This is a genomic window from Paenibacillus sp. FSL R5-0519, from assembly GCF_037974275.1.
In the GTDB taxonomy this organism is placed as follows: Bacteria; Bacillota; Bacilli; order Paenibacillales; family Paenibacillaceae; genus Paenibacillus.
Map to the genome: position 1 here is coordinate 5604925 of NZ_CP150234.1, position 18802 is coordinate 5623726.

At 40.8% G+C, this 18802-nt stretch carries 9 protein-coding genes; all 9 read right to left on the reverse strand.

All coding sequences use genetic code 11. The annotated features are described in order from the left end of the window. Positions 1-14: 14 nt before the first annotated feature. Positions 15-1232, reverse strand: a complete 1218-nt coding sequence (locus tag MKY73_RS25185; RefSeq protein WP_339303953.1) for a beta-ketoacyl synthase N-terminal-like domain-containing protein — start codon at positions 1230-1232, stop codon at positions 15-17. Next, positions 1229-5722, reverse strand: coding sequence for an SDR family NAD(P)-dependent oxidoreductase (locus tag MKY73_RS25190; RefSeq protein WP_339303955.1), 4494 nt, complete (start codon positions 5720-5722; stop codon positions 1229-1231). The genes MKY73_RS25185 and MKY73_RS25190 overlap by 4 nt, the downstream gene beginning before the upstream one ends. Positions 5723-5746: 24 nt before the next feature. After that, positions 5747-9520 carry an SDR family NAD(P)-dependent oxidoreductase gene (locus tag MKY73_RS25195; RefSeq protein ID WP_339303957.1) on the reverse strand — a complete coding sequence of 1258 codons (3774 nt, stop codon included), beginning with the start codon at positions 9518-9520 and terminating at the stop codon, positions 5747-5749. Positions 9521-9556: 36 nt separating this feature from the next. Further along, on the reverse strand, positions 9557-10717 hold the full coding sequence (locus MKY73_RS25200; protein ID WP_339303959.1) for an ACP S-malonyltransferase: 1161 nt from the start codon (positions 10715-10717) through the stop codon (positions 9557-9559). 15 nt (positions 10718-10732) lie between these two features. Beyond that, positions 10733-12208 (reverse strand): condensation domain-containing protein, encoded by a 1476-nt coding sequence (locus MKY73_RS25205; protein ID WP_339303961.1) that lies wholly within the window; start codon positions 12206-12208, stop codon positions 10733-10735. Beyond that, positions 12189-13796, reverse strand: a complete 1608-nt coding sequence (locus tag MKY73_RS25210) for a non-ribosomal peptide synthetase (protein WP_339303963.1) — start codon at positions 13794-13796, stop codon at positions 12189-12191. Before MKY73_RS25210 ends, MKY73_RS25205 begins: the two co-directional genes overlap by 20 nt. Before the next feature lie 14 nt (positions 13797-13810). Beyond that, the gene (locus MKY73_RS25215; protein ID WP_339303965.1) at positions 13811-14950 is read right to left on the reverse strand and encodes a condensation domain-containing protein; all 1140 of its coding nucleotides are present in this window, start codon (positions 14948-14950) and stop codon (positions 13811-13813) included. Next, the gene (locus MKY73_RS25220; protein WP_339303967.1) at positions 14923-17589 is read right to left on the reverse strand and encodes a condensation domain-containing protein; all 2667 of its coding nucleotides are present in this window, start codon (positions 17587-17589) and stop codon (positions 14923-14925) included. Before MKY73_RS25220 ends, MKY73_RS25215 begins: the two co-directional genes overlap by 28 nt. A gap of 105 nt (positions 17590-17694) precedes the next feature. Next, the gene (locus tag MKY73_RS25225; protein ID WP_339239653.1) at positions 17695-18801 is read right to left on the reverse strand and encodes an ABC transporter permease; all 1107 of its coding nucleotides are present in this window, start codon (positions 18799-18801) and stop codon (positions 17695-17697) included. Position 18802: the final 1 nt, after the last annotated feature.

Here is an 18802-nt window from a genome sequence, read left to right on the forward strand (position 1 = left end):
GTCTATTTCCTCCTCTATCCTTCATCAGGATTCATATGAATGACTAAGTTATACACGTTGCCATGCATTGAATACATGGGCATTGTAATCCAATGATAATCATTCACTTGAGTCGTCCATTGATCCGGTTCTATCTTGCCTATATAAGAGTTTGGCTGAGTAACAACACCGCCCTGTAGCTCTGTGTTATTTTTCTTCGATTCCAGCAAACGACATAAACCTAGTAATCCATAGTATCCAATCATGTATTGAGCATGCTGTTTGAGATATCCTCCCTTTAAACCAGGGAATACCTTCTGTACATTTTTCAAACAGGAAAACTCAGCAGTATCATCGATCTCATTAGCTCTTCCATACAGGTCCATAAATATCTCATCTGTAGGAAGTACCCCGGCATCTGCCAGAGATTGAAGCACCAGTTTTTTAACTGCATTGCGATTAATTACAGGACTTCCCATAGTGCCTGCGGTGATATCTTTAATCTCAGCAAGAATGTGATCTCCATCTGCAAGGGCTTGCTGCCTTTCTTTAATTAGAAAGGCAGCGCCTCCTTCTGAAAAATAGTGCCCTGAAGCACCTTGTTCGAATGGTTGAGTGAATCGATCAGAACCAAACCCAAAGTTGGATAACTCATGGGGGAATGGCATCGTACTAGCGCAAGAACCACCGACCAAGGCTGTGTTAAACTTCCCCTTTTTAACGGCGTTATACCCGCTATATAAAGCCCCTATACCTGAAGTTGATGCTTCGCTTACCATCTGAATTGCTGGCGGCCTGGATAAACGTAGCATTTTCAGATATGCCAACGGATCAAGTAACTCTATAGCTTTCATAAAATCAACGCCCTGCATTCCCAAATAGGCCGATTTGGATATCAAGTCTGTTTGTGCACTTCCGTTGGATACCAACACATCGTGCTTCGTTGTCACGACATTCTGATTGATGAGCGACTGAAACAACGATAATGTGATTCTTTCGCTGGAGAGCAAATATGTTGTTTTTTCCTCATCTATGCCTTCTAAAGCAAATCTTTCTTCAATGGATGGATAGAAAATCCCATCGAATGAGCTAGCTCCGTGGAAATCTTGACTAAAGCGCTCGCTCAACTGCTCTATTCTATTTTCCCAGAGCTTGTCCTTGCTATGGAGAAGCTGCTTCGCTTGCGAATCATCCTTCGCCGGCATATCCCAGCGGTAGTCTACTATGACGACACGAGAACTGGATTTACTCATGCTGCAGCCTCTTCCATCAGCTCTTTCACATATTCACTTAACTGCACAATCGTCGGGTAGATAAAGACATCAGCAACCTCTATATCAATGTTAAACTGCTCTGCAATAGGCCCGTAAATGCCAAATGCTTTGAGAGAATCTCCACCCAGATCGGTAAAGCTCTTATGCACATCAATCTCATTAAGATCAAGCACCGAAGCAAATACGACGGTAACAAACTTCTCAATATCATCCTGACGATCCGTCCCAGTTACTGTTAAAGAACCATAATCCTTGATCTGATAAGGACGAGCCTCCTCCTCTTCCCCTTCCACATTATTTCGAGATTTTCCATCACTGTAACCGCTTGGTAACTGGATATATGCGCCTAAATATTCTTCGACCTTGGATGTGTTAAATTCACCTGCAATAAAACCGGAGTCTCCCGCATGAAGCGAAAGTTTAATATATTCTCTGCCCTCCATGTTAGTAACAGATTTCATTAAGAGATGTTCATCCGCGGCATCCAGATCTCCGAAATTAAGGGCCATTCCCGTTTCTTTCCATCCCGGCCACTGTATTGCTGTTATTAACGAATCAGATAGTGCCGTCCCTTCCAAAAATGCATTAGCCACGGTATAAGAGAACTGGCCGGCAGAACCTGTAATTGTAGTCATTGAAGAACTGGTAACAAAGAATTGTAACTTGTCTGCGTCGACATACTTTTGGAGCAAAAGTGTACCCGTAACCTTTGGTGCTATAATATTTTTGAATTCATCCTCCGTTTTGGAGAACAACATGCCTTCCTCTGGAACTCCCGCCAAATGAATAATTCCAGCTATATTATATTTCGCTTGAATTCTAGTTATAGTTGTCTGTACTTCAGACTCATGTGAAATATCGCAAGGGTAGAACTCCAGGTCAGCCGCTTTAGATATAAGCTTATTCAATTTATTTAGTTTGCTGTCTTCATATGGTGTGCGTTCTTGTTTGGAAGCGAGGGCTACTTGGATATCTGTACGTCCCAATACCGCTATGTGTACTTCGGCATTCACATCGAGTAGCTGCTCAATATATTCAAGCCCGATACCCCCGTAACCCCCTGTGACAATAACGCAGTCATCCTTCAACAAGTCTACAGATCTATACTTCAAATCTTTATTTTCGATGAGAGATTCTTCGTATATGATTCCATCATTAACAATGACTTTTTTACCGTCCAGTTCACTGCGAGCAGCGACCTTTAACAACTCGGTAATATTAAACTCGGAGATCTGAATCATTTGTGTGGTGAAACCCGTATTCTCCAAACCCACAATCCGACCTGAACTCAGCATTGCATATTGAAGCGGGTTAACTTGAAGCTGGTCTTTCTCCAAAGCAAGACCCTGATCAGCTGCAAAAATTAATTTACCGCCTCTCTTGATGAACTTGTTAGCCGTCTTGGCGAATAGGAAGTACTTCATCATCTCATCTTCAATTTTCCCGGGATCAGATATGTCCAATCCAATCCACGGTGCATAAACTACCAGATCATATCTAATCCCTGTTGTTATCTGATCTAATTGCTCATAATTCACACGAGTTATTGTAGAAGATTCAGCCGTTGAAACCAGATCATTGCTGATCAGTAACACTTGTTTGTCAACCCAATGTTCTTCTTCTCCACCTGTAAACTCAACTGTTGAACGTCCCCACCCAATAGTATGAAGATACGGCTTAAATAACATATTGGCAAAAGACTTCATAACATATTTATCTACATAAGCAACTAGATCCCCCTGATCATTGTACACATGGATGTGCGCAGTGATTACATCATGATCACCGGTAATGTCATAAAGAAGTTCGGTGACGGAATACATCTTCTTGGTGAATCTTACTCCTGTATAGGTAAACCGACCATAAGACAAGGGAAGATATGTCTTCTGGCGAGCCTGAGCCCGTTCATATACCATAGCCCCCAGAATTCCATCCAACATGGAAGGGTGCAGATGGTAGGCGTCAAGATCTTCAAGGAATTCCTCTTGCAGATCAAGTGAGAGAAGCAATTTGGAATCGGCCATATGAACCATCCGGAAGTCCTGAGCGATAAAGTTCCAACGTCCTTTGAAGAAGTTATTTTCCTCTTCTGTACTTCCCATTGTTGTAGGTTTCAATTGATTCTGTACCTCTGAGGACAAATCAAGCTTATGCTTCTCCATTGCTTCCTGAGGTTTAAGTGTAAAGACCGCATGAGTCGTATACTGCTCCAGATCATCATTCTCGTATGAGAGAACCTCAATATCCAGTTGCTTGGCGGACAGCTTGTTCACATGAATCAGGAAACGTTTATCTGTTTTATCATCGAGCTGAATCAGATTTTTGAAATACAACTTTTCTAACGTGAACGCAGGTTCGTCAAAGTATAAGGAAGCTAGCTCAGCAGCCAATTCGGTATACGTGGTACCTGAGAACGTACGCTTACCTCCAATCCGATGATCATCCACGAACCAATCATCTGGGGATAAGTTGACTTGGTACACATCCGATTTGGCGGATCTGATCACTTGCTCTTGAATCAATGTCGCTTTCACTGGAAGACTTGGACCTGATTGAACAGGTGGACTATATCGTTTAACTGTAGCCCATAGAATATCAGATTTGAATTCGTAACCAGGTAATGTTACAGTTCTGGCCTTCTCATACGGATATTCGTCAAATGTCGTCTCGTACCCATCCAGTTTGAGTTGAATAAGCTCATTCAAGTCAAATTGTCTATAGTCTGTTTTCAATTGATAATGGATAAGTTTTTTCATATCCGTTGTTACTTCTCGATCACTCGTCGTAAAGATTCCGTCTGTTGGCACTTGGCCTTCCAGCAATGTTATCGCCGCTCTTACTTTTGTTATGAATTCTTCCATTGAGTTAGCTTGGAAACCAACTCCTGTATTAAACCAGTTTCTTCTATGAATAAGGGTATATGAAATATCTTGTAGTCTATATTCGCTCATGTATTCTTCATGTTTCACATACTTGTACAACATCTTGATTAATTGATTAGTCGATTGTGCCGTGAAAACAAATGGAAAGTCCATTGGGTCATGATCTGATTCGTTTACAGCGTGCTCATATTCCTCAAGAATCACATGAGCATTGGTACCGCTGAATCCAAAGGAACTGATTCCTCCTCGACGCGGGTACTTTCCTTTGATCCACTTCTCAGCCTGGGTAGGAATGTAGAATGGACTGTCCACAAACTTGATATATTCATTCGGAGCTTCAAAAGAATGGTTGGGGAAGATTTCCTGATTGCGAAGAGCCAGCGACATCTTAATCAATCCGCCTACCCCTGCTGCTCCTACGGTATGGCCGATATTTTCTTTCAAACTTGTTAATGCACAAAAGCCACGTTTAATCACATATTTTTTGTATGCATCCGTTAGTCCTCGAACTTCAATAGGATCGCCAAGTTTCGTACCCGTTCCATGTGCATCAATGTAATCCACTGTTTCAGGTGAGATATGGCTGCTTGTATAGGCATCCAGTAGAAGATCCTTTTGAGCATGGGGATTAGGGGCGGTCAAACCGTTAGATTTGCCATCACTATTAATCATGCTGCCACGAATAATAGAATGAATGTTATCATTGTCTGCTATCGCATCTTTCAACCTTTTCAGAATAACAATACCTACACCTTCGCCAAAGATCGTCCCTTGTGACTCAGCATCAAATACTTTCAGGAAGGAACGCGGTGTCTCCACATTACTGTATTGATCGAGTACGCTGCCTTGACGTGGGAATAGTCCAAGAGCAATACCGCCAACAATTGCTGTATCAATCTCTTTATCCCGAAGTGTTTTCAATGCTATATGTGCAGCGACCAACGAGGAGGAACAAGCTGTATCAACGACAAACGAACCTCCAGACAAGTTATATATATAATTGAGACGACTTGCCAGTATGCCTTCCCAGTTTCCTGAGTTTATATGATTGGAGTCCTCTTCGATCTCAGAACGATAACTTGCTGTAATGGATTTGTCTTTGCCTACATAGATAGCTGTTTTGCTATCCTTAACATCGGATAGGCGAATACCTGCATCCTCCAAAGCAAGATAGGAGTGCTTCATAACCAAACGATGCGTGGGATCAATATATCTGGCTTCGTCCTGACTGATACCGAAAAATTCATAATCAAAGGTATCAATATCATCGAGATAAGATCCCTTTTCTTTACACAATCTCTCCAGGAATTCCTCTGGTGTGATCTTTAAATGTTTGGCTCCGTTGTGCAGATAAGTGTGATCTTCGGGAATATAAGCAATTCGACCTTTGGGAAATTCCTTAAACCCCTGCTTTCCGTTTTTAACCGTTTGGTAAAACTCAAATGTATCTTTGATATCACTGTATTCGCATGACATGCCTACTATTGCAATATCATCAGGAATAATCTCTTCTAATAAGTCTTTGCCTACTGCTGAATCAAGTTGGCCCTTTTGAATCTGACCGAAGATATACTCACTCGCCTTCATGTTCAATCGCCTCTTTCATGATTATTATTTATTGAGAAATGCCAGCATCTCTGCTGCATCATAATGACCATCACTCTGTTCTGTCACTGCCTCCTGGTTGTCCAGCTGATTGATAAGATCAACCTGACCCTGTATCGTTGCAATAGAGAACAATGTTGTTACATCGAATTGTCCAGGAAACGCTAGATTCAATTCATCACATAAATGTACGATTGTAATAGAGTCCCCTCCTTGTTCAAAGAAACTAACATTATGGTCGTAATCATCTTCACCAAGAGTTCTCCCCCATGCAGCAACGATATGATCTTTAACACGATCAGAACCCGTGTATACCTTCTCAGTTTGTTGCTTCCTGTGCATTTTTGTAACAGGACTGAAGAGAGAAGAATATTCATCTGCTGTACGTTTTAGCTTAAAGAGAGCAGCCGACTTGGCATTCGATTGAATGAACCGATTTAATAATGGAATGCCCTCTGCACTGGTTAATTTCTCGAAATAATAATCTTCCATTCCTGCTGACATACCTACATCCTGCCAACCCGTTAGATTGAGAACTCTTACATTCGTATTGGTTAAGGGCAAGCCCGACTGATATGCATTAGCCATGGAATACTCCGCTTGTCCCATCGCCCCAATCACACCCGCTAGTGAGGAGAAATGAATAATCTCTTGCACTTCAGGGAAATACATTCCCAACAGATGTGAACCTTCAATTTTACCTTTTGTCTTCGCACAAAACTCATTCCTGGACTTGTTAACAAACAATCCCTGAGCCGGCTCACCTGCAAAGTTCAGAATATAATCAAGTTTGCCATGATACTGAGCAGCAAAAGAAGAAACCTCATCCTCATTAGATATATCCAACTTGAGATAACTCACATTATCTCTTAATGGCAGACCATCCCACACGGACCTTCTTCCCGCAGCTATGATATGGATGTTAGCATATCGATCAGCCAAATCTCTTGTGTATGCCTCACCAATTCCAGAACTAGCCCCAACGATCAGTACAGTCTTACCTTCAGAGAATTTGTCCTGGGATGATTCATCCACTTTCAAACTCTTCAAACGCAGGATATAGAACTCACCTTCCCGGTGAATAATATGTTGCTCTGATCCATAGTCAACTCGGCCCACATCCGTTGAATATGTATGATCTGTATCCACAACAATAACTTCACTATTCACTTCCAGTCTTAAGGCATAGGCACCCATGGCTATGGAACGATTTAAGGCATTCATTTTGGGATACTCACTCTTCTTACCTGTGTATCCTAAAACTCCTGAATTTACGTAATAGAACTTTTTCATATGCAGGATTTTATTTAAATTGATTAGCACTTTTCCAAGGGTAAACGTCTCATCCGCAATACGATCTACCTCTGTATAATTCCGGTCCCACAGGTATACGTGCTTTATCATATCTTTCTCTTGAAGCCCCATCGCCTTCTCGTTGATTTCTGTTAGTTCCGTAAAATAGACTATTGGACTATCAAGTTGAAGCTGTGAACGCAAGGATTCATGTACAAAATGGATCGCTTCGGATGGACTGTACGAATGTTGTGTAAACGTTGCAGGTATAATCTCTTCTTGCTTAAAGTATGGACTCGGTTCTTCCTTGTTAAGAGCATTTTTCACTTTATAATGATCAGCAGATAGAATAAGATTCCACTGTCCATCGAACAAATTAACATTAAGTGATAGGATGATGTTTCCTCGTTCATCCATGGTGCGATCTACTAATTCTATTTCCGAATAGAATTCTTCTCCTACAAGTTCAAACTGCTCAAAACGGATATCGCTCCAATACCATGGAAACACAATCTGTTCCGGTTCAGCCATTCGGTTTAGAGCATTGAAGGCAGGATCGAGAATGGAGGGATAAAAGCTATACATTGAGAATTCCATTTTGTACTCTGAAGGAGGTCTCAGCTTAACTACAGCTCTTGTATGTTCTTGATTAGTCCATAAACGATCTACTACATCCCATCTTCGGGATACAGCAATATCTTCCACTCCTTCGCCTCCAACTTGGCTTGTTACAGCGACTTCCATAAGTTCTCCTGCTTTTATTCTCTGATCCAGCTCTGTAGCCGTTCTTATTACCAGTTTGTGCGATGAAGATTTATCATGTAACTCAAACTGTAGCCAAGTCTTCAACACACCAGCAGTCGTATATGTTACAACCACCTTTAACGTTTTCTTGTCCAGTTTGAGTAGAATCGTCAGAGGACCGTCTTGAACCGCCATCTGATTCATAATGTGAAGACCATTAATGTCATAGTGCTCAAGAGTGTAAGGTGTACAACCTAACCCCTGGGCTATCATTTCAAAAATACTTGTACCCACAAGCAGATGTTTTCCATTGAACTGATGTTCGCGAATCTCCCATTGTCTCTTACTGTGTAAAGGAAACTGCACGATAAGCCACTCATCCGTTTCCAAGCGCTGAAGATCATCTTGTACTGTGAATGAATTTTCATCCAATGGGAACCAGTAACTCTTTAAATTCAATGGCAACTCCTTGACTTGGGATGGCACCGAACAGCTATATTGTTGAAGAATAACGTGAGCATTTGTACCTGTCATGCCGAAAGAACTAATACCTGCAAGCGCATGTTCTTCCAGCGGAACAGATTGATCCGGAATATAGAAAGCTGATGTTTCAAAATCAATCTCCTCATTGGGGATCTGAAAATCCGGATGAGGTAACACAACGCGGTTACGTAAAGATAAGGCCGACTTAATCAATGAGAACAATCCTGATGTTACATCCAGATGTCCGAAATTGGACTTACCTGCTGTCAGAGCAATTTTCTGTTTTGTTTTAACACGTTCTGAAAAGTAATTACTCAGGCTCTCAAATTCGATCGTGTCTCCGATAGCTGTCCCCGTACCGTGTGCTTCAATAAATGCCAGCTGCTGCATCTCATCCTGAAGGGGAGCCCATGCCTGTTCTATCAGTCGTTCTTGCGCATCCGGGTTAGGCGATGACATATTCATCGTTTGACCATCGTTATTCATGGCGTAGCTGCGGATCAGACCATAGATAAAGTTACCATCCCGTTCTGCATCCTCCTTCCGTTTGAGAATTACAGAACCTACGCCCTCTCCAATGGATGTACCTGTGCTTCGATCATCAAAGGTACGTGTCCTCGCATCTGTTGCCAAAATGTCTACCAATTTATCGGACTTGTACCCCGGCTTAACATAAAGATTAGAACTAACGACTATGGCCTGATCAATAATCCCTTGTCTAAGATCATTTGACGCTTGAATAATAGATACCAGTGATGATGAACAGGCCGTATCCGTCATTAGGGAAGCACCACGTAAGTCATAGATATATTGGATGCGACTTGATATGGTCGAGTTTAACATCCCAAGCAGATCCGGTTTCAACTTACGCTGCTGCAACAATAATTGATATTGATATTGCTGTGTGGAGTTCACACTTGCATATACACTGGTTTGAGTACCGCGGATCTGCTCAAGGCAACCCGCATCATTCAGTGCCCGGGTGGCTGATAACAGGGTCAATCTCTGGTTGGGATCCATAAAATCAGCACTTTTTTGTGCGATGTTGAAATATTTATGATCAAATTGATCGATATGTTCAAGATATGAACCTGGCATGAATATGTCCTCAACCAGTTCACCAATCTGTGCATGCCTGTTAGTCGGAAATTTCCCCACAGAAATTCGCTTGTCACGTATTTTATTCCATGCATCATTCATATTCCCACACCCTGGAAGCGTAAGGTCCATACCGATAATAGCAATATCTCCTATACTCAATCCTTTTCCTCCTCTCCTTGATCAGCTTCCAGGAATTTATCCCGCTTTCCAGGCTAACTTGTTACGATAATGCATGATTTGTTCCTCTGGAACTTTTTTGGTCCGAAGAATGAGCTCCAACAAGGATAACGTTTTTTCTACATCCTCAGCCGTTGCCTCTTTTCCAATCTGTGATTTGATCTGGTTATATCCACTAATCACAATATTTTCATATGCTTCCGGATCTTCATTATTATTTTTGGTCGAGACAATAATCCCTAGTGCTCGTGAAAAGACACTGTAGTGTTTATTGACTTCGATGTCGTCTTTCAGTTCATTACTAAGCTTAGTGAGTTGCTCTTCGTTGTGGAGGGCGTGCACTTGGACCTGATTTCCAAGCATTTTGACAAACATTCCGTTCGGGGATAAATCAATGAATACTTGAATGCCCTGCTTCACTGCATAATCTACAGACTGTGTCCAACAGACGGGATTTACCATCTGACTGGATATCCCCTTCTGAACATTAGAAGGCTGATACGGTCTTGCGAATTCGTTGCTAATGACTTCAGTACTCCAATATGGGTTAAACGAAAAACTGTTCAACTGATCATAAACTTCGTCTGCTGCTGCCTGCATGTAATGAGTATGAAAAGCGCCACTGACTCCTAGAGGAACAGACTCTACCTTGTTTTGTTTGACGAAGTCCTGCAGATCAGCCTTCTTACCTGCAATGACCGTTTGCTTAGAAGAATTATAATTGGCTATATAGATATCTTGTCTATCGCTCAACCACGATTCAACCTTCTCCGGTGAAGCAAACACAGCTGTCATGCCCGTACTTTCTTGTGTATCTATTGCTTTTTTCATGGCAGTTCCTCGCACATCTACCAGTTTTAATCCCTCACTATAGCTTAGAGCACCTGCAATGGTTAGTGCTGTAATCTCACCCAGGCTGTGTCCAAGAACGATGCTAGGATATAAACCCACATGTTCCCGGTACAATTGATACATGCACATGGACCCTACGTAGGTTGCCAATTGTGCTTTTCGTGTGTCTTGGCTTAGATCAGAACAGAACCACTCTCGGATCGGCTCCTGCAACTGTGTCTCTGCTTGCTCAATCCATTTTAGTGTTTGTTTATTTTTCAGCCATGCTTCCTTTACTTCCTCGCTAATTTTAGTTCCTTGTCCTGCCAACATTAATGCAATTTTCATATCGAGTTATCCTCCTTATAATCGTTCAAGAATTTTATGTGTCAGCATTTCGGAAGTATAGTGATTAAAGAAATCACTTATTTTTAAATTCACTTTGAATTGTTCTCGTATTCTTTTTTTGAACTTTACCAAGAGTGTCGAATCCATACCGAGATCAAAAAAGCTCTCTTCTGCATGTACAGTCTGTTCATTCAGCAATGTGCATACCATCCCGGATACCTCTTTGTATATAACTTCATAGTTATCTTCTCTTAAGATAACGTTTGGAGAAGCGTTATCTCCATCTGTCTTAGTTTCATCTTTCAAACGTAACATTTGATCCAGCCCTATTTCCGTATCAGCGTATAATGCATGGACATTACGACTAAAAAAAGATAACAGTTGTTCCATGTCTTCCGAACTATATTCGCTGGATATCATTGTTATATGAAGTTCATTCAGTTGTTTATATATTGAGAAGTGAAGACCATATTTTTCATCGCGATATGTCTCGATTTCATGGAGTGTTATTGCATGCTCATGACTAAGCGTAGTCTCGATCAGACTTCCTGATTTGTAGTCAAATATGATATCCCGAAAAATGTTCATACATTTCATGGACTCCCGATATCTCACAGCATCATAATGGCTGCTCGTTGTCAGATCCTTGAATATCTGTTGTTGAACTTCTGCAGTGAGTTGCTCCACGCTTGAATAATTCTGTGTATCAAACCTCTTATGAAAAGGAACTAACTGAACAAAGTTTCCAAGTGCTCTAAAATTGGTCTGATTTCTACCCAGATAGGGATAAGCCAGATACACGGAGTTATGGTTCAGCCAGCCGGCTATACTGATTGCAAAAGCAGTCAGACATAAAGAGAAATCCGTGTATTTGTGTTTGACCATACTCCCGAGTTTCACAGTTTCACTTCGATAGTTCACATGCTCAATCTGTTTGTTGAGCAACCGAGATTTAAATCCTTCATATTCTCCAAAATCAACTGTATTACGCTGTGAGTTAATATTAGAATCCGTATGTTCTTCCACCGAACTGCATTGGAAGGCCAATGGCTCATCCGAGAGATATGCTGCAATTACATCTTGCAAAAATAGATTAATACTTAAGCCATCAAGTAACGCATGATGTACATTAACAAAAAGGTAATCATTGGTTTCATCAGCCACCTTACATAATACAATTTTGACTAACTCTTTATCTTCCACCGATATCAAATGAGCATCGAGCATTGCTTGAGGTTCAAACTTAGACTGTGAGCAAATTTCAATTGTAGGTACTTCTGCCGTGATCCATCTCTCAATGTCAGAAGCAATTCGATAGGAAGTCCGGAAAATATCGAATTGTTCAAAGTATAATGTAAGCAGATTATACATTTTGGCAACATTAAGCCCTTCCCCAAACTTCACAATCATGGGAATATTGTAAGCCGTAGGATTCAGTAAACTGCTATTAATAATTCTTTTTTCACTATCACTAGCCGGCTTTGACATCATTCACAATCTCTCCTAAGGTGCGTGTAAATAGCATATCCAGATCTATCGGATAACCCTCTCCTCCTAATTTCCAGATGACTTCCATTGCTTTAATAGAGTCACCACCCAGCTCCAAAAAGGTCTTATTCATGATTAGCTCACTTTGGAGTACACTTGTCATTACTTCTGCAACCTTGTTTACACTATTGGACTCCTGATCTTTATGTCGGTTCATTGCTTGCATGTCTGTTTTACCATTGTTATTCATCGGGATTTTGCCCACCACCTTAACTGTTGGTATCATATAATCTGGCAGTATATTGCGAAGATGCTGACGGAATGGTTCGAGTTCGATCATATCCGTTACAAACAGGTACAGCCGTGTACCATCGTAATGAGCAAGACACTCTTTATTTAGGCCATAGTTGTATGCACAACGTTCAATCTCGCCAAGTTCAATCCGATATCCAGAGACTTTAACCTGCCGATCTGCTCGCTCGACATAGTTCAATTCCCCTCCGGCACTCTCATAAACAACATCGCCTGTCCGATAATAGCGTTGCCCCTCCCAGTACGCAAACGCTTTTTCATTCGCTTGGTCATTGTCGATGTAGCCTCTCATCAAACCTGAGTCAGATAACAATAACTGTCCTTGTTCTCCACGGTTAACCGGTATGCCACTTTCATCCAGAATGAGAGAATTTCCCTGGTCAAACATCTTCCCGATCGGAATCTCTGTTTCATCCCCAATTACTTTATATCGGGTGGCAAAGACTGTGGTTTCCGTTGGGCCATACACATTGTACACATTGCAATATTGCGCCGCTTCATGCAGATGTTTGATGGAAGCACGTTCACCCCCCGTTAAGATGAGTTGTAACTTGCTCAAGTCCTCCACACATTCTTCAACATATAGATTAAACAATCGTGTTGTCAGAAATACCGTATCGATCTCTTCCAAAATCTCTGGGAGGATATCAAAGTCTAGACTGTCATCCTTACTTACCATTCTAAGTGTCATCCCATTCAGCAATCCGCCAAAAATTTCGTAGACGGATGCATCGAATTCAAGAGGAGCAAATTGACCAATCACATTGCCTTCGTAGAATTCATTTTGTCTCACAATTTTTTCAATAGATCGATCTTCAATAGCTACAGCCTTAGGCTCGCCAGTTGATCCAGAAGTGAAGATAATGTATAAGAGACTGTTAGCTTGGCGAGAAGCTTGCTGTACCCCCAATACGTCTTGTACCACATTTTGACGAGCACACTCTTGCTTCTCTATTTCATTAAGACTACGAAGTACGACTTTGCCATTCACTTTAGTACGCATTTTATTTTTGCGATGATTCGGATAGTCTTGTGGAATGACGCAATATGCAGCCCCCGCTCGGACAACTCCAAGCATGAGAATGATCGCCTCCAACTTATCCTCCGCCTCAATAGTTACCACATCTTCATTGGCTATTTTTTGCCACATTAAATGTGCTGCTACCCTGGCTGTCAGTATATCCAATTGACCATACGTCAGCGTCTTTGAGGAATCCTTAATCGCAATTTTCTCCTTATGCGTATTGAAACTCCAATCTAATTCTTCTAATACATTCAACAGAAATCCCCCTTTCAGACAAGACAGTTTTCCAGCGTTGTATCAAATAGATCTAACATATAACGAGTTTGCTCTTCACTGTATTGGCTTGAATTATATTCGATTTCGATCTGCGCTTTATCATTCACTAGATAAACACGGATGTATAGTTCAAATTTGTTTAAGTTATCCGCAGGAATATATTGAAAGTATCTGAACATATCTTCTTCATAGGAATAGACAACTGGGTAATCACTGGTACATAGTGTGTGTGGCTCCTTACCCCGCTTTGCAAACGCACTGAGATTATCCAAGGAGATTTGTTTGATCGTTGCTAAAATGTCGCGTCCCCTAACAATTCTTCGGGACTGCATCTGTACAAAACAACCAATCTCATGAAATGCTCCCATACTCATACGCCAATTACCTATAGTTCCATACACGCTGCCTGTGCAAGTCTGTTCTAATACCGATTCCCATAATCCTTGGAAAACTGAATTCCTGGTTACTTTCAACAAGGTTGAAATTTGCTCAATATGTTGAAATTGTTCAGGTTTCAATTGTTTTATCAGACGCTCTAAATAACCTTTTTTAGTTGTTACATGCATATTTTGTCCAGATAGCCTTACGAATTCTCCCTTAGTAAAAGAAGACTTGTTGGTTTGTAACTCATTAATTCGTTGGTAAAAACCGAAGTCGCTATCTGGTGAATTCCGGGATCGTCCTGCAAGGTGAGCCATAAACATAGATTCAAAGTTTCGAATCCCCCATCCGTCAATACAGATATGGTGAAATTCAATTAGTAAATACATCTTTTGTTTATACTCTGCGAATTGAGTTCTCCAGGGATATTCTTTGGTAAGATCGATCATTTCTTTCCTTTGCTTCAAATAAATTTCGGGATGTTCATCTAAATAGATCTGTGGAATTTCAAATTGATGTGGATCCAGGCGGTGATAAACTTGATTAAACATTCGGTGCTCCGCATCATAGGTATACCGGGTCTGTAAGGTTTGACACTCCTGTATTGTTATTAAAAGAGCAGTGCAGACCTCCTTAAGACTAACAGGTTCTGGAATTTCATAGATGAATGGCAAACGATACACAGGCAATTGATTGCAGATAAACATTTTTCGTTGTATATATGTCAGTTCGCTAGATTGAAGAAGGTCCATCTGATGTTCCCCCCTCCTTCAATATCCATAGGAATTATCTGAAACTCCCTCAAAGCTCGCTCAAAAGCAACCATTATCCGTCTTTCTTCTTCTGAGTCATATACGTTACTATCGATATACACACTCAGTTGGGAATTTGAAAAACCTCTACGCAGCTGAACGAAAATTTGAAACTTGGATAATCCATCAAATTCAATCGTTTGATCAAATATAGATGAATCCTCAGGGTCTTCCCCTTCTTGCAGTGTTTGAAAAACAACACGAGGATAGGAAAGATTAAATCCATGTTCATTCAAATCCATTAAAGATACCGTTTGGTTCATTCTTGCAATATAAAGGCTGTTCTTCAGAATATCCGAATTCGTAGTGGAGAAGAACAAAGGTAAGACTCTGGCAAATGAACCAATGACCTGACTGGTTCGTGCTATAACACGCCCATGATAGACAGCACCAATATATCCCTCTTCGTAATCAAAATATCTGGATAATGAATAATGGACTACGTTTAGTATCCTTAATTCTGTCTCTTCGAAATTCGGTATGCCTATATCCAGGGTCCAGTGATATGGATGAAAGTATCCACTACCAAGAGAAGATTTACCCGGATTGTGGAATTGTTTGTACGGAAGAAGACTTTCCCATTGCTTGAGGGCTATAGAGGTAGCATGACTGTACTCCTCTGCCAATGAAGCATATTGCGAATATACAGGTTTATGATTGTTATAACACTCTGTTATCTGATCTTTAAGGATTTGAATACCCATATGATCAATAAGTATATGATGAATATTGAAGTACAGATACATATCTCCTGTAGAATTCAAATGAACAAGTTTGAAGTCCCATAATTTTGAGTGAGGATGTATACGAAGTGTTTCTTGATCTCGCTGTAGATCGCTTAAATCTCCTACATCCACCCATTCAATATGTACCTGCCGCTGAGGCATTACTGAAGCTATAAACTGGCCATCCTGCATTTCAAATGAAGTGAAAAAAATATCATTTGCTTGAATAACCTGTTCAATAGCTTCCTTAACCCTTTCCATATGGCTGGCTGCCTGAGACGTTAGACGTAAAGCATAACTTACATTGTACATATCCGTATTTATGAAACGAAAACTATCAATAAAGATTGTTTTCAAAAAGCCAGGAAGATGATAATGATGAGGGTTAGTCGATTCTGGTCCATCCTCCCGTTCTGAAATGGACTTTTTACTGAGTTTCTGTTTCAATTCTTTAATTGTAGATGAAGTATAAATATCATGGTAAGACAATTGAACGTCATAGTAATCGTAGGCATCCGTAATGATCTGAGCAATCTCGAAAGAGGTGATATCCGTATCCAGTAGATGATCTTCTTCGTTATATCGCTCAAATAAAAGTTGGAGTGTAGAGCTCCGCTGAGTTTTACCAGCACGAATAGTGGCGCTGTTTTTTGGCTCAACTTCACCTTTTTCGATACTTACTTCCTGCCCACTCATACTTAACTGCTCATCGAGATTAATACTATCCAATTCAAGTACCATCTCTCCCAAACAATCACATACGCCCTTTACTAACGTGTTATCGTAACGAAACTCCATATATAGACCGTCTTCATATTCATTGAATTGGGTATGGTTATCATATTTGTACAAATAATCTCCCAAAACAAAGGTTGAGAACACTTCAGAATGGGCAATTGGATCTGACATTCGTGTATAAGAGACGACCAAGTCAAGACCCTTCACGCCAATAAGATTCATATATTCCTCATAAGTTAATGCACTTGAAGATTCAATAGCCACAAAAAAATTCTTGAACAGAGCTTTGGCGTTATCCTTGTAACTCAGCTGTTCTGACAACTGAAATGAATACGGAACAACATCTGTATAATTACCAATCTGATTTTGTTCTGTCTGATGATTCCGCCGTGATATAACTATCCCGAAACGGGATTGCCTACGCTTCGTTGCAAGAGCTATTGCATATAATATGACACCAAATTTGGTAATCCGGAGCTTTTGTGCCAAGGATCCTATGGCTTCCCACACTTGTGATGACAATTTGACTTTTCCATAAACGGGATCTTCCAATAGCTCATGAGCAGAGAAATGGGATATGGACTTAAAGGATTCGAAATAGTCATGGAGCATCGATGAATCTTTTTTTCGAATTGTTAGGGACCTCTCTGGCATATCGTACAGACCAGCAGGAACAGAGAACTCACCATGAAGCACTGAATATTCCAATGCGTTCATGAACTCGTTCATCGAATCGCCATCAAACACCAGATGATGGATAAGAAATTCAATTCTGCACTCCGCTTCATCTATATAGTATTTTGCCAACCCTTCTCCCTCAAAAACATCCAGTTTGACATCCTGAAGAGAAATATGACTTCTAAATGAATTAGGCGTGTTTAGCCTTGAACAAAAAGCATATTGGGACTCCTTCTGTACAATGGTTAATCCTAAAGCTTTATGGCCTTCCATTACTCGTTCAATAGCATCAGCTATATTACAAGCCGCCCACTTAGAATCATATTTCACGGTGAAGAATATATCGTAGTTCTTACGATGTTTCTCGGCATACAGAATTTTTTCGTGTAGAGATGATAGATTGGATAATTCGATGGTTTGCGCAACCTGAATGGTCAAGATAATCCGTCCTCCGATCTCCATCGTGTATCCCCGGCATCTCCCTTCAATTCGAGGATGTACCGGGAAAACGAGGTTCTGCTATATTTTATACGCTGGAAGAGCTTAAATATCTTCCGTTCTCACTCTTGTCAGTAGTACAAAAATAACCGCAGCACAGACGAACAAACTGATAATATGCACTGTAATCATGCTACTGTTACCTGTAAACCCACTGAACATCTCATTGTTCAACTCTGTAATCCAATGGGTAGGCAACACACTTGCAATCTTTTGCATACCTTCAGGCATAATTGAACTTGGCCAGAGTGTTCCGCCTAACATCGCCAGAGGAAGCGATACTACGGTAATAAGCAACCGCCCGGTAGACATTTTGGTTGTACGACTTACAAGCAGTAACCCAATACCTGCCGCGATCATATTGAGTAATCCATACGCCAAGACGAGCAACAGAAGTTCTCCGAACGATAAAGACAGATCAATTTGGAAAACTCCAGTCATAAGAGCAATCATAAGTATAAATTGTCCTACACCGATGACTGCAAACACACTTACGGTCTGCACATAGTAGCTCAATTTACTGCTCGCTGCCAGTAATAAACGCTGGGTCGTGGTATGCACCTTATCACCAAGGAATAACAGTGTATTCGTCATTGTAAGGAACATAATGATAAACACAATCATATTGAATGAACTCGTTAATACCACCGCATTAGGGTTTCCAAGAATCTTCTGTTCCACTTGTATTGGAGCTTTGGTTGCTGCAGCTTCTTTCATACCTGCGGTTAATGATTCTTCACTGGTGGCATTTTTGGCCAATGTTTTTAAAACAGAGAATACACTATTCAGTTTAATCTCCAACGAGTTTGAATTGAAATTCTGCTCATTCACGTAACTATTCACCTTGAGCAGATCAGGATCATTAAATATGTCCTGAGTGCTTGAAGGAAATACAATTCCCAGATTGGTACTATGATGAATAGCATCATCTGCCGAAGCTGCTTGAGTAATGGTGACATTCTGCTTCTTCAGCATATCCGTGATATAAGAATTCACAGCTGAATCTTCTACATACATCGTAAGTGTGACCTTGGTTGCTTCCTCATATTGCGCTACTACAGAATACGTGAATACAACTGGCAACAACAAGATTAAGATAAAGGTAAGTTTTCGCTTGAAAATACGTCTTAAATACAGTTCGAATACCCGCATC